At 63.6% G+C, this 12,710-nt stretch carries 13 protein-coding genes; 8 read left to right on the top strand and 5 right to left on the bottom strand.

Annotation, left to right across the window (positions count from 1 at the left end):
• Nucleotides 1–27 precede the first annotated feature (27 nt).
• From ACOVRJ_RS20520 to ACOVRJ_RS20510, 3 genes are read left to right on the top strand one after another with little or no spacing between them, the layout of a single operon-like run.
• Entirely contained in the window at nucleotides 28–741 is a 714-nt protein-coding gene (locus ACOVRJ_RS20520; protein ID WP_422045677.1) for a peptidase, read from the top strand.
• Nucleotides 741–1,676 carry a CHAD domain-containing protein gene (locus tag ACOVRJ_RS20515; protein ID WP_422045676.1) on the top strand — a complete coding sequence of 312 codons (936 nt, stop codon included), beginning with the start codon at nucleotides 741–743 and terminating at the stop codon, nucleotides 1,674–1,676. Before ACOVRJ_RS20520 ends, ACOVRJ_RS20515 begins: the two co-directional genes overlap by 1 nt.
• Nucleotides 1,677–1,726: 50 nt before the next feature.
• A complete protein-coding gene (locus ACOVRJ_RS20510; RefSeq protein WP_422045675.1) occupies nucleotides 1,727–2,491 on the top strand; it encodes a ParA family protein in 765 nt (254 codons plus the stop codon).
• A 10-nt stretch (nucleotides 2,492–2,501) separates the two neighbouring features.
• Here the strand turns inward: ACOVRJ_RS20510 and ACOVRJ_RS20505 are convergent, their stop codons facing one another.
• Nucleotides 2,502–4,187, bottom strand: a complete 1,686-nt coding sequence (locus tag ACOVRJ_RS20505; RefSeq protein WP_422045674.1) for a sensor domain-containing diguanylate cyclase — start codon at nucleotides 4,185–4,187, stop codon at nucleotides 2,502–2,504.
• A gap of 235 nt (nucleotides 4,188–4,422) precedes the next feature.
• Here ACOVRJ_RS20505 and ACOVRJ_RS20500 point away from each other — a divergent pair, with 235 nt between their 5' ends.
• Entirely contained in the window at nucleotides 4,423–5,166 is a 744-nt protein-coding gene (locus ACOVRJ_RS20500; RefSeq protein ID WP_422045673.1) for a hypothetical protein, read from the top strand.
• Between the two features lie 181 nt (nucleotides 5,167–5,347).
• Nucleotides 5,348–5,725: a hypothetical protein gene (locus tag ACOVRJ_RS20495; protein WP_422045672.1), complete on the top strand. Its 378-nt coding sequence runs from the start codon at nucleotides 5,348–5,350 to the stop codon at nucleotides 5,723–5,725.
• Nucleotides 5,726–5,819: 94 nt separating this feature from the next.
• On the opposite strand, the gene nadC is transcribed toward ACOVRJ_RS20495, so the two are convergent.
• The gene (nadC, locus tag ACOVRJ_RS20490; RefSeq protein ID WP_422045671.1) at nucleotides 5,820–6,686 is read right to left on the bottom strand and encodes a carboxylating nicotinate-nucleotide diphosphorylase; all 867 of its coding nucleotides are present in this window, start codon (nucleotides 6,684–6,686) and stop codon (nucleotides 5,820–5,822) included.
• A gap of 48 nt (nucleotides 6,687–6,734) precedes the next feature.
• Entirely contained in the window at nucleotides 6,735–7,433 is a 699-nt protein-coding gene (locus tag ACOVRJ_RS20485) for a fumarylacetoacetate hydrolase family protein (RefSeq protein WP_422045670.1), read from the bottom strand.
• Nucleotides 7,434–7,576: 143 nt separating this feature from the next.
• Here ACOVRJ_RS20485 and ACOVRJ_RS20480 point away from each other — a divergent pair, with 143 nt between their 5' ends.
• On the top strand, nucleotides 7,577–8,623 hold the full coding sequence (locus tag ACOVRJ_RS20480) for a septal ring lytic transglycosylase RlpA family protein (protein WP_422045669.1): 1,047 nt from the start codon (nucleotides 7,577–7,579) through the stop codon (nucleotides 8,621–8,623).
• Here ACOVRJ_RS20480 and ACOVRJ_RS20475 read toward each other — a convergent pair whose 3' ends face one another.
• Nucleotides 8,624–9,373, bottom strand: a complete 750-nt coding sequence (locus ACOVRJ_RS20475; RefSeq protein ID WP_422045668.1) for an SDR family oxidoreductase — start codon at nucleotides 9,371–9,373, stop codon at nucleotides 8,624–8,626.
• A gap of 101 nt (nucleotides 9,374–9,474) precedes the next feature.
• Here ACOVRJ_RS20475 and ACOVRJ_RS20470 point away from each other — a divergent pair, with 101 nt between their 5' ends.
• Together ACOVRJ_RS20470 and ACOVRJ_RS20465 are read left to right on the top strand one after the other, a co-directional pair.
• Nucleotides 9,475–10,668, top strand: a complete 1,194-nt coding sequence (locus ACOVRJ_RS20470) for a GGDEF domain-containing protein (RefSeq protein WP_422045667.1) — start codon at nucleotides 9,475–9,477, stop codon at nucleotides 10,666–10,668.
• Nucleotides 10,665–11,609, top strand: a complete 945-nt coding sequence (locus tag ACOVRJ_RS20465) for a hypothetical protein (RefSeq protein WP_422045666.1) — start codon at nucleotides 10,665–10,667, stop codon at nucleotides 11,607–11,609. The genes ACOVRJ_RS20470 and ACOVRJ_RS20465 overlap by 4 nt, the downstream gene beginning before the upstream one ends.
• Here the strand turns inward: ACOVRJ_RS20465 and ACOVRJ_RS20460 are convergent.
• The coding region (locus tag ACOVRJ_RS20460; protein ID WP_422045665.1) for a CoA-acylating methylmalonate-semialdehyde dehydrogenase at nucleotides 11,545–12,710 on the bottom strand (1,166 nt) is incomplete at its 5' end. The two genes, ACOVRJ_RS20465 and ACOVRJ_RS20460, sit on opposite strands and share 65 nt — an antisense overlap.

Below are 12,710 nucleotides of genomic sequence, written 5' to 3'. Positions count from 1 at the left end.
CTCCTCGCCATGACTTATTGCGTTGCCATGCGTCTCGACGCCGGCCTGCTCTTCGCCTCCGACTCGCGCACCAATGCCGGGGTCGACCACATCGCCACCTTCCGCAAGATGAGCGTGTTTGAGCGAGAGGGCGAGCGACTGATCGTCTTGCTCAGCGCCGGCAATCTGGCCACCACCCAAAGCGTCATCAGCCTGCTGCGACAAAGGCTGGAACATGAAGGCGAGCACCTGCTGAACCGCAGCTCCATGTATGACGTGGCCGAACTGGTGGGCCGCACCGTCAAGGAAATCGTCGCCCGCGACGCGAACGCACAGTCGCTCGGCCAGGGCGTGGATTTCGGCGGCAACTTCATTGTGGGCGGCCAGATCCGAGGCGAGGAGCCACGACTCTTTCATGTCTATGCCCAAGGCAACTTCATCGAAGCCTGCGATGACACGCCTTACTTTCAAATTGGCGAATCCAAGTACGGCAAGCCCATCATCGACCGCGTCATCAACACCGGCACCTCGCTGAAGGAAGCCGCCAAATGCACGCTGATCTCTTTTGACTCGACCATTCGCAGCAATCTCTCGGTCGGCCTGCCCATCGACATGCTGCTCTACCGCGCCGACAGCTTCGCCAAGGCCGAGCCGCACCGCATCACCGCCGACGACCCCTACTTCAACAAGCTGCGCCGCGGCTGGGGCGAGGGGCTGAAGCGCGTCTTCGCCAAGCTGCCGGACGACGACTGGTTCAGCTGATGCAGGCCGCAGCCTCGACCCGCGCCGTCAAGGCCGCAGCCCTGAAGCTGCGGGTCGATATCAGCATTGAGCAGGGCTTTGAGCAGATTCTGCGCAACTGCCTGCAGCAAATTCGCGCCAATGAAGACGGACTGCGCGAAGGCTTCGACCCCGAGTTTGTGCACCAAGTACGCGTCGGCATCCGGCGGCTGCGCTCGGCCCTGCTGCTGTTCCAGGACTGGATTGAATGTCCCCCATCTTTGACGCAAGAGATCGTCTGGATTGCTCAAGCCCTGGCCGCCGCACGTGACGCTGAGGTCTTGGCCTCAAGCACGCTGCCCGCGCTCATGCAGGCGTGCCCGCAAGAGCACCGCTTGTTGGCTCTACAACAGGCGGCCAGCGCCCACGCGCAGCAGCTGCGCGTGGAAGCGGCCGCCACCCTGGCCTCCGAGCGCTACACCGCCTTGATGCAAGCGCTGGAGCAATGGCTGGACCAACAAGCTTGGCGAAGCGGCCAGGACGGTCGCCTGCAACAAGCGCTGGTCCCTGCTGCGGCCCGGCTCTTGGAGAAGCGTCGCCGACAGGTACGCAAACGGGGCCAGCAAGCCCAGCAGCAGCAGCAGCTGCTGCCCGCAGACGCTTCAGAAACGGCCACGTTTGAAGCCTTGCATCGCTTGCGCATTGCCATCAAGAAACTGCGTTATGCCAAGGAATTCTTCCTCAGCCTGAAAACGCGCCGGCAAGCCAAGGCGCAAGCCTTGAGCCGCTTGATTCAGGCGCAGGACCTGCTGGGCCAGTTGAATGATGGACACATGGCCGAACAGCAACTGCACAACTTGGCCCAAGACAGCCACAAATTGCGCCGCGCGGCGGACTTTGCTCGCGGCTATCTGCGCGCCCAAAGCCTGCAACTTCAGGCGCAGATCCAAGCTCTGGAACAAACCCGAAAGAACTGACTTTGCTGCAGTGCACAATAGGCCTATAGCAATCAAGCTCGGGAGCCTGCATGCGTCGCGTCGTTTTCAACCAAAAAGGTGGGGTCGGCAAGTCCACCATCACCAGCAATCTGGCCGCCATCGCCGCCCACCAGGGCCAGCGCACCTTGCTGGTGGACCTGGACCGGCAAGGCAATTCGACCCGCTATTTGCTGGGCGACGCCGCCGACGAAGCCGGGCCCGGCGCGGCCGAGTTTTTTGAGACCACGCTGAAGTTCAGCGTCAGGGCGCCGAAGACCAGCGACTTCATTGTCGAAACCCCCTGGGAGAACCTGCACGTGATGCCGGCCGGCCCGGCGCTCGATGAGTTACACAGCAAGCTGGAGAGCCGCTACAAGATCTACAAGCTGCGCGACGCCTTGATCGAGCTGGGCGAAGACTATGACGAGATCTGGATCGACACCCCGCCCTCGCTGAACTTTTACACCCGCTCGGCCCTGATCGCCGCCGAGGCCTGCCTGATCCCCTTCGACTGCGATGACTTCTCGCGTCGGGCGCTGTATGAGCTGATCGAGAACGTCAACGAGATCCAGGCCGATCACAACAAAGACCTGGTGGTGGGCGGCATTGTGGTCAACCAGTTCCAGGCCCGCGCCGCCTTGCCGCAGCGCACGGTGCAAGCCTTGATCGACGAGGGCCTGCCGGTGCTAACGCCTTATTTGAGCGCCAGCGTGAAGGTCAAAGAATCGCATGAGCTGGCGCGGCCGATGATTCACCTCGACCCCAAGCACAAGCTGAGCCAGGAGTTCGTAGCCTTGTATCAAGCGCTGAGCTGACCCCCAAGGCTCAGGCATTCTGGGCCGCCCCTGCTTGGATGGGGGGCATCACGCAATTGCGTCCCTGACGCTTGGCGGCCCGAAGTTGCACATCGGCCGCGTGAATCAAGGCCTCCAAGCTCGGCTGCCCCGCCAGCTCGGCCACACCGATGCTCGCAGCGACCACAGGGGCCACATTGTTCAAGAGCGGGCGCTTGGATTCGATGGCCCGGCGGATGCGCTCCGCCAGCGCGCAGGCCTGATCGAGGCGGGTTTCGGGCAGCAGCAACACAAACTCCTCGCCGCCCCAGCGTGCCAACAGATCGCCACTGCGGCTCTGCTGCGCCAGCACCTCGGCCACTTGAATCAGCGCCCGGTCGCCCGCTTGGTGACCGCCATGCTCATTGATCTTCTTGAAGTGGTCCAGGTCCAGCATCAACAGACTCAGCGGCCGCTGATTGCGCTGGGCACTGCTCCAGACCGAGTCCGACAGTTCCCAAAATGCACGCCGGTTGTGCAGGCCGGTCAAGGGGTCCAGCCGTGACAGCTGCTCGGCCTTCAGTGCGGCACGCTGCTGATCACGCACCCAATGGGCCAGCGCCAAGACCAGCAAGGTGGCCTCGATCACGATGCCGACTTCCAAGGCATGAAAGGTCCAGGTCCGGTAGGGCATCCAGCCGCCGACCGACAAGGCCGTGATCGCCGTCCCCACCATGCCGCACACGGCCGCCATCAAGAAATAGCGCCCAGCCAGCCGGCCTTGTCGCAAGGTCAGCGCCCCCAGCGCAACCATGATCACGGTGAACAGGACCACAAAGGAAAACGCCACATAAGTGGCCGCCACATGCAGGCCGGCCAAGAAGAGCAGGCCCAAGATGATCAAAGCCGTGCCACAGAACCAGCGCACCAGCCTCAAGCCCCTGGGCAGATGCTCAGCCAAGGCCAAAAAACGCGAGGCGAACAGCAGACCGCCGCAGCCGAACAAGACCATCAGCAGCAAGATGACATGCTTCTGTATCAGCGCTGATTTCGGCCACAGCCAAGCATAGCCATGCCCGGTATAGGCCATGTTCACGGCGATGATGGAGAGCAGGTAGAGCGCATAGAACAAATAGCTCCGCTCCCTGAGCCCCAGGTAAATCATCAGGTTGTAGGCACACAGCGCCAGCAAGAAGCCATACAGAAAGCCATAGCCATAGCTCAGCTGGCGCTCGATCTCTTGAGCCTGGGCCGGCGTCATCAGGGTGATGGGCAGCAACAAGGGGTCGTTGGAGGCCAGCCGCAGATACAACTCGCTGCGTCCGGGCTCGAACTGCAAGGGCAGGACAAAACCCTGCACCGGCTTCAATCCCTGAGCGGGGACTTGTTCATCCCCAAGCAAGGCCTGCTGAAGCAACTGCCCTTCGGGCCTGAGGACATAGACCTCCAGCCGGTCCAGCCAGGTCGTGCCGACCTGCAGGTGCAAGTTCCGCACCTGGGCCTGTGGGTTGTCCACGCTCAAGCGCAACCAGACCGACCGCGCCCCCAAGCCAAAGCTGAGATGCTGCTGGGTGCTGGGGCTGAACTGCGCGGCACGCGCCTGTTGCAAATCCAAAGGACGGCCAGGCTCTTCCTTCAAGACCTCGACCTGTTGCCCGAGTGGAATCGGCGCTTGCAGGGCTGCGTCGTTCAAGACCAGCGGGTTGGCGGCGAGCTTGCCACTGGCCAAAAGCAGCAAGATGCAACATATCCAAGCCCATCTGACTTGGAACCATCGACAAAGAAACGCTGAGTGTTGGAGCATTGTTTGGACACACCTCGTGACTTGAGTCTAAACCGCATCGCCTCATCCCGAACGCAGGGACTGGCTTGCCCTTCAAGTCCTTGTGTCAAGTTCACGGCGCCCGTGCCGATAGAGATGAAGATCAAGTTGGACCGGTTCTGACAGATCCCTGCTTCAAGGAGTAAAGCTCATGCCGCTTGACGTACTTGTCTTTGCCTGCGGCCGCAGGCTCTGCGGGCTGATGATCCTCTTGCTGCCCACTTTGGCCTTCGCCGCTCGCCCATTGTCCAGCGATGATGCCTCGACCGCCGATCCCGGCAGTTGCCAGCTCGAAGGCTGGGGCGAAAAGTCCGGTGGCAACCGCGCTTGGGTACTGGCTCCCGCCTGCGGCGTGGCAGGAGGCTGGGAGATCGGCTTCGACGCCACCTATCTGCGGCCCCAGGACGAGTTCCGCGGCGATGCCGGTGTCGCCGTCAAATGGGTGCCCAAGTCCTGGTCGATGTTGACCCCGGCCGGCACCGTCAATTTCGGCCTCAAGCTGGGCGTGAGCTATGAACGGCCGGTCGACAGCGGCTGGCGGCGCAGCGGTCAGGGCCTGCTGGGACTGGCGACCCTGGTCGTCAACGAAGACTTTGCCTTGCACGCCAATCTGGGCCCCCACCAGGAGAGAGCCACGGGCCAGGTCGGCACCGCCCTGAATTTGGCGCTGGTTTGGGTGCCCCATCCGGCGGGGCTGGTGTTCGCCGAGGTGCAGACCAATGACCGGCGCGCCATGATGGGCCCGACTCAGCGCACCGTGGGCGGCTTGTGGTGGGTGGCGCCGGACAAATTAGGCCTGAGTTTGACGGCCAGTCGCCCGGTCGGCAGCAGCGAAACCCAGTGGACGCTGGGCTTTGGCTGGTACGGCCTGAGTGCTTGGACGAACGCGCCCTGAGTTCGGCCGCCACGCTCAAGTTTTCGTGATCAAACGCACAAACTGGGGCGAACCCGCCCCCTGGGGCAAGGGTGGCGCCACCGGCCCTAAAGTTTTAAGCTGGCGCCATTGTTGTTGATGCCGAGTCTCTGATTTGGCCCCTCGACCTCTCTCTTCTACCCTCATCAAGGCAGTTTTCACCATGAAGCAACGCATCTCTTCCTTCGCTCTCTTGGCCCTTGGCTTGCTGGGAGCCAGCGCCCACGCTGCAGCGCCGGTGGCCGAGTCGGCCGAGATCAAGGCCTTGCGCGGCGAATGCGCCAGCAAGTACAGCGCCAGCTACGCCCAGGCCGATGCCGCCAAGTCGGCAGACAGCGCCGAGTACACCTTTGTGTATCACAAGGGTCAGTACAAAGGTGAGCATGTGGCCGGCCAAGAACTGGCTTGCACCGAGCAGCAATATGCCGCTTATCTGAACACGGTGGACATGGACCGCGTGATGGGCGCTTACCCCACCGCCGCTGGCCGCCCCAGCGTCAAGGCGCCGCGCCTGCCACGCACGCCCTCGGCGGGCAAGTAATTCGCCGCGCCCGGAAGCTCTGGGCTGAAGCGTACAAAAGGCCTGACAGCGTCCGCGCTGTCAGGCCTTTTCTCTTGATGCAGCAGTCAAACTCTCAGAGCGGGCCGTCGACCCGCATCGAGTAGTCCACCGCCCGCACATCCTTGGTCAGTCGACCAATCGAGATGCGATCGACACCGGTGGCGGCAATCCAGCGCAGCTGATCCAGGGCCACACCGCCGGACACTTCCAACAAAGCACGGCCCGCGGTCAAAGCCACCGCCTCGCGCATCATGGGTTCGGTGAAGTTATCCAAAAGCACGCTGACGGCGCCGGCGTTCAGCGCTTCTTGCAGCTCGGCAATGGACTCGACTTCCACCTGAATGTCCACACCCGCATTCAAGGCCTGCGCTGCCTTCAGGGCTGCGCTGACACCACCGGCCGCAGCGATATGGTTCTCCTTGATCAAGATGCCGTGGTACAGGGCCAGGCGCTGATTGGCACCGCCCCCAACCCGCACCGCGTACTTTTGCGCCAGGCGCAGGCCGGGAAGGGTCTTGCGGGTGTCCAGCACCGCGCAGCCTCGCGGGTTGCTGCTGGCGCCCTCGATCGCCTTCACATGGGCATGCGTCAGGGTCGCGGTGGCGGACAGTAACTGCAGAAAATTCAGCGCCGGCCGCTCGGCCGACAAAAGCAAACGGCCATCCGCCTCGATGCGACAGACCACGGTGTCGGCTGCCATCTCGGCACCTTCGGCGTAGAGCCACTCGATGCGGCTGCTGGGGTCCAAGGCAGCAAAAACACCCTCGAACCATTCGCGCCCGCAGAGCACCGCCGCCTCGCGCACCCGTACATGAGCTTTCACCTGGCGCCCGGCCGGCACCAGCTGGGCGGTCCAGTCGCACACGCCCACATCCTCGAACAAGGCGTCGCGGATATTGCGTTGGCGGGCTTCGGCGAGGGTTTCGTTATGGTCAAACATGGCGGCTGATAGAGAGATCTAAGCCGCCAGTTTAGAACCTGGCGCGCTTCAATCTGGCGCGCCTATGCTGAGGCTCAAAGCCGGCAGGCCGTCGATATGCCCAGTGATGATGTCGCCAGGCACGACCGGGCCGACGCCTTCGGGCGTGCCGGTGTAGATCAGATCGCCCGGATGCAGGTGATAAAACTGCGAGAGATTGGCCACGATCTCGGGCACGCTCCAGATCATGTCGGCCAGATCGCCACGCTGCTTCGACACGCCATTGACGGCCAAGGTGATGCTGCCCTTGTCCATGAGGCCGGTCTCACTGGCCCGCACCAGCTCGGTGATGATGGCCGACTGATCGAAGCCCTTGGCCGTGTCCCAAGGGCGGCCGTTGGCTTTGGCATCGGCTTGCAGATCGCGCCGGGTCATGTCCAGGCCGGCACCGAAGCCCCAGACCGCGGCCCGCGCCACCTCGGGCGTGACCTTGAAGACCGGCGCGCCGATGGCGATCACCAACTCCATCTCGTAGTGGTAGTTCTTGGTCGCGGGCGGGTAGGCCACCGTGGAGCCCGAGGGCACCAGGGCCGTGGCCGGCTTGCTGAAGTAGAACGGCGGCTCGCGGTCGGGGTCCGAGCCCATCTCGCGCGCATGGGCCGCATAGTTGCGGCCCACACAGAAGATGCGCGACACCGCATAGCGGGCGCTGCTGCCGCGCACCGCCACGCTGGGCTGAGCGGGCAAGGGGAAGATGTATTCGCTCATCGCAAGGTCCTGCCAAAAGAGGGTTTGGAGCGGAGAAATCACGCAAATGCAGAGCATACGGCCAAGGTTGGCGGCAAGGCCTTGCTGCCGCTGCGAGTGCCTGAATTTTGCAGAAGCACCCACAATCGTTTAGGGTGGCGACCATGTCTTTGCTCCACCTTACTCATTTGCCCACGCCCAGCCCGCTGCGGCAAGCTTCGCCTTCGAGCGCCAACGAGACTCGTTGGGCCCTTTTTTTACTCACCGCCTCGCTGCTCTTGGGACTGGGCGGCTGCGCCAGTCGGAGCCCGCAGACCTCGACCTTGCCCGCCCCGAGCCGGCCCAGTTCCTGGCCCGAGAGAGACGGCCCCGAAGCGGTGATTCCGCCCAATCTGCACCAGGTGCCCGACGCCATCCCAAAGCTGGAGCCGATCCGCAAGGGCGGGCCCAACAAGCCCTATGAGGTGCTGGGCCAGCGCTACGCGCCCATCACCGAAGACAAGCCCTTGGTCGAACGTGGCCTGGCCTCTTGGTATGGCCGCAAGTTTCATGGGCGCTCGACCAGCAGCGGCGAGATCTACAACATGTATGCGATGACCGCAGCCCACCCGACCATGCCGATTCCGAGCTATGCCCGGGTGCGCAACCCAGCCAATGGGCGCGAGATTTTGGTTCGCATCAATGACCGCGGCCCCTTCCATTCCAAGCGCGTCATCGACCTCAGCTACACCGCCGCCTTGAAACTGGACATCTTGCGCGGCGTCACCCCGGTCGAGGTGGAGCGCATCACCTTTGAAGACATTCGCACGGGCGCCTGGCAGCGCGGCAAGAGCTTGGAGCCGGCGCAGCCTGACACGCCCGTTTTTGCCGCCGCAGAAGCCGAAGGCGCCGCGCAGCGGGAAAGCACGGCACTGATCGCCTCGAGCAGCGAAACGGCCCGCCCGATTGCCGTGGTGACCGTCCCGCGTCACGCCGCACCGGGCTTCTGGGTTCAGCTTGGTGCTTACAGCAAGCTGGATGGGGCCGAATCTTTCAGGCAGCAATTGCTGAAGGAATTGGACTGGATGGCGCCGCTGCTGGCCGTGTTCAAGGACGGCGGCTTGCATCGCTTGCAAGCTGGCCCCTACAGCTCTCGCGATGACGCGCGCCAGGCAGCCGAGCGAGTGAGACTGGCCCTGAACCTGACGCCGGTGGTGGTGGAGCGGCGCTAGCTAGCGACCACCGCCCACGTCAATCAGGCTGCCCACCGTGTAGCTTGACGCATCGGACAGCAACCAAAGCACCGCCTGAGCCACCTCTTCTGCCGTGCCCATGCGCCGTATAGGCAGGCCAGCCACGGCATCATCAAGCAAATGATCCATGCCTCCCGAGGCATGGATCTCGGTATCGATGATGCCGGGCCGCACGCCATTGACCCGGATGCCTTCGCCAATCAGCTCACGCGCCAAGCCCAAGGTCAGGGTGTCAATCGCACCCTTGCTGGCGGCATAGTCCACATAGATGCCGGGCGAACCCAAATGCGCGGCCCGCGAGGACATATTGACAATCACGCCGCCCGCGCCGCCATGCCGGGTGCTCATGCGCTTGACCGCTTCGCGCGCGCACAAGAGGCTGCCGATCACATTCACCCCGAAGACCTGCTGCCACCGGGCCACGCTCATCTCCTCCAGCCGCGCCAAGGGCGCGACCACGCCGGCGTTGTTGACCAAGCCGGCCAGCTTGCCGTCATGCTTGTCAATTTCCGCAAACATCGCCTGCACCTGCACTTCATCGGAGACATCGGCCTGCACGACAAAGGCATGGCGCCCTTTCGCCCGCGCCTGTTCGGCCACCGATTCAGCGGCGTCACGGTCCCGGCTGTAGTTGACCGCGAGGTCCCAGCCGGCTTTGGCGCAAAGCAGGCTGATGGCGGCGCCGATGCCTCGCCCACCGCCCGTGATCAGAAGAATGTTCGGTTTCATGTGAGTCCCATTGTGTCCGCCCCAGGCCTGGGCGATCATGAGGGTCAGATCATGCCTTGCCTCTTTGTGACCTCACCTGACCCTATCCGCTGCGCTTGCCCATGGATGCGTTTGATACCGGCACCTTGACCACCGTCACGGCGGTGATCAACGGCTTCATGGCCCTGGTTTGGTTGCTGTTGGTGCATGCCTTTCGTATCGCGCCGGCGGCCGGCCGCTTGCTGGCCGGCGCCTATGTGATGTTCATCCCGGGGCTTTTGTGCTTGAGCTGTTTGGCTTGGTGGCCGGGCTGGCTGGGCGGCTGGCCACAGGCAATGAGTAATTTGGCCGGGTTCACCCTGATGAGTTTGGGGGTCAGGCGGCTGATGCGGCTGAATCAAAGAAACGCCGATGTGCTGCTGATTTCAGCCGTCGCCGCCCTGGCGGTACTGCTCGCCGCGCTGCTGGGATCCTTCCGCTGGGGCATGTTGGCTTTGTCTTTGTCCACCGGCCTGCTGTTCCTGCTCTGCTCGCGCGATGTGCTGAGTGGCAGCCGCGCCGGCCAGCCCGCTTGGGTCACGGCCTTGCTGGCCATGCCCTTCATGCTGACCAGCCTCTTGCTGCTGGCGCGTGCGGCGACTTTCGCTTGGTGGCCTGAAACCAGCAGCCTCTTCATGCCGCGAGAGCCCGCCAGCGCGGGCATGGCCTGGCTCTATCTGCTCTTGACCCTCTTGATCGCGCTGGGCTTGGTCAGTGTGGTCGTGACCCGGCTGATCGGGCGCATCCAACACATGATCTTGCGCGACCCGCTCACCGATGCCTTGAATCGGCGCGCCTTCGGTGTCGAGTTGCGGCACTTGCAGGCTCAGATCGAGCGCGGGCATCAACACAGCCTGGTGATGATCGACGTCGATCATTTCAAGCAGATCAATGACAGGCTCGGCCACGCCGCCGGGGATGCGGCGCTCTTGCATCTGGTGGCGGTGCTGCGCGCCAATATGCGCGAGCTGGACCAATTGGGCCGTCTGGGCGGCGAGGAGTTTTGCCTCTTGCTGCCGCACACCACGCTGGCCGATGCCAGCCGGGTGGCCCAGCGCATGTGCGAAGCCTTGCGACGCCAGCCCTTCGGCTGGAAAGAGGAGCCGGTCGCCATGACGGCCAGCTTCGGGGTGGCCGCCTGCCAGCCCGACGATCCGCAGGGCGAAGCGACTTTGGCCATGGCGGACTGGCTGCTCTACCGCGCCAAGTCGGAGGGCCGCAACCGCATCTGCGTGGCCGAGGCCGGCGCCCTGCTGGGCAAGATGGTGAAGCCATGAACGCAGGCTCGGAACCCCTGACCCTGTTGGCGGCCATCATGCTGGTGTTCTTCATCGCCAGCCTGGCCTGGGGTCTGCTGGCGAGCGCCGCGCAGGTGGAGCCGCGCATGTGCCAATGCCTGGCCTTGGTGAACGCCTTGTTGGCGGGCTCTTTGGCCGCCCATGGCTTGCGCGGCCATGCCCCCGCTTTGCTGACCTATTGGGGCTCGGATGTGATGGGCATTGCCGCCATCGCCCTGTTGCGCGCCAGCATGCCGGCGCTGAACGCGCCCCGCCTGGCGTGGCGCAGCGCCCTGGCGGTGCTGCTGCCGGCAGCCTTGGTATTGGCCCTGCTGCCCTACCAGGGCGATATGCGCTGGACCTCGCGGCTGATCTTCTTCTGCATGACCGTGTTGACGGTGATGGCCAGCGCGGATGCCTGGCAGCAGTTGCGCATCCACGTGAACCGCAAACTGGCCACGGTGCTGACCGGGCCGCTGTTCTTCATCAGCGCCATGATGCTGGCGCGCCTGCTGGAGTCGCTGCTATGGCCGGGGCAAACCACCGATGTGCTGGGCAGTGGCGACTTCAACCTGGCTTGGCTATGGTCCACGCTGGTCATGAACTTGGTGGTGAATGCCACCATGGGCTTGCTGGTGATGACCAAGCTGATTCTGCGCATCCAGCAACTGACCCGCCGAGACCCCTTGACCGAGGTGCTGAACCGGCGCGCGCTGAGCGAGGCCATCGAGGTCGAGCACACCCGCCTGCAACGCGGCCACAGCTATGAGATGCCAGCGCCGACGATGTGCTGCGCCGCGCTGACCAAGGCATGTACAAGGCCAAGGCGCAGGGCCGCAATCTGGTACAGGCCACCGAGGCCTGAAAGCCCCCGGCCTATTTGCTGGTCGGCATCACGAATTCGGCCCCCTTGGCCACGCTGGCGGGCCAGCGCTGCATGATGCTTTTTTGCTTGGTGTAGAACCGCACGCCCTCTTCGCCGTAGGCGTGCATATCGCCGAACAAGCTCTTCTTCCAGCCGCCAAAACCATGCCAGGCCATGGGCACAGGAATGGGCACATTGATGCCCACCATGCCCACTTGCACGCGGCGTGCGAACTCGCGGGCCACATTGCCGTCGCTGGTGTAGCAGGCCACGCCGTTGCCGTACTCATGGTCGTTGACCAATTGCACCGCCGCTGCGAAGTCCGGCACGCGCACGCAGGCCAAGACCGGGCCGAAGATCTCTTCCTTGTAGATGCGCATGCTGGGCGTTACATGGTCGAAGAGCGTGCCGCCGGTGAAGAAGCCGTCCTCGTAAGCCGCTACCTTGTGGCCACGCCCATCGACCAGCAACTGCGCGCCTTCTTCAACGCCGATGCCGATATAGCCTTCGATGCGGACGCGTGCCTCGCGGGTGACGATGGGGCCCATTTCGGCGTCGAGCTCCATACCGTTCTTGATCTTCAAAGCGCGTGCCCGCTCGGCCAGCTTGGGCACGATCTGGTCGGCCACATCGCCGACCAAGACCGCCACCGAGATCGCCATGCAGCGCTCACCGGCAGAGCCGTAGGCGGCGCCGATCAAGGCATCCACCGTCTGTTCAATATCGGCATCGGGCATCACCACCATATGGTTTTTGGCGCCACCCAAGGCCTGCACCCGCTTGCCCATGGCGGCGCCGGTTTGGTAGATGTACTGGGCGATCGGGGTGGAACCGACAAAGCTCAGCGCCTTCACATCCGGGTGATGCAGCAAGCCGTCCACCGCGAGTTTGTCGCCTTGCAGCACATTGAAAATGCCGTCCGGTAGACCGGCCTGCTTGAACAGCTCCGCCACAAACAGGCTTGGCGATGGGTCACGCTCGCTGGGCTTCAGGATGAAGGCATTGCCGGTCGCAATCGCCAAGGGCGCCATCCACATCGGCACCATGAAGGGGAAGTTGAAGGGCGTGATGCCAGCCACCACGCCGAGCGGCTGGCGCAGCGTCCAGTTGTCCATGCCGGCCGACACCTGTTCGGTGAAGTCGCCCTTGAGCAAATGCGGGGCGCCGCAGGCGAATT

Source organism: Roseateles sp. (assembly GCF_049240545.1).
GTDB lineage: Bacteria > Pseudomonadota > Gammaproteobacteria > Burkholderiales > Burkholderiaceae_C > Paucibacter_A.
Note: the sequence above shows the minus strand (reverse complement) of the source record. Positions and strands in the feature narration are given on the sequence as shown.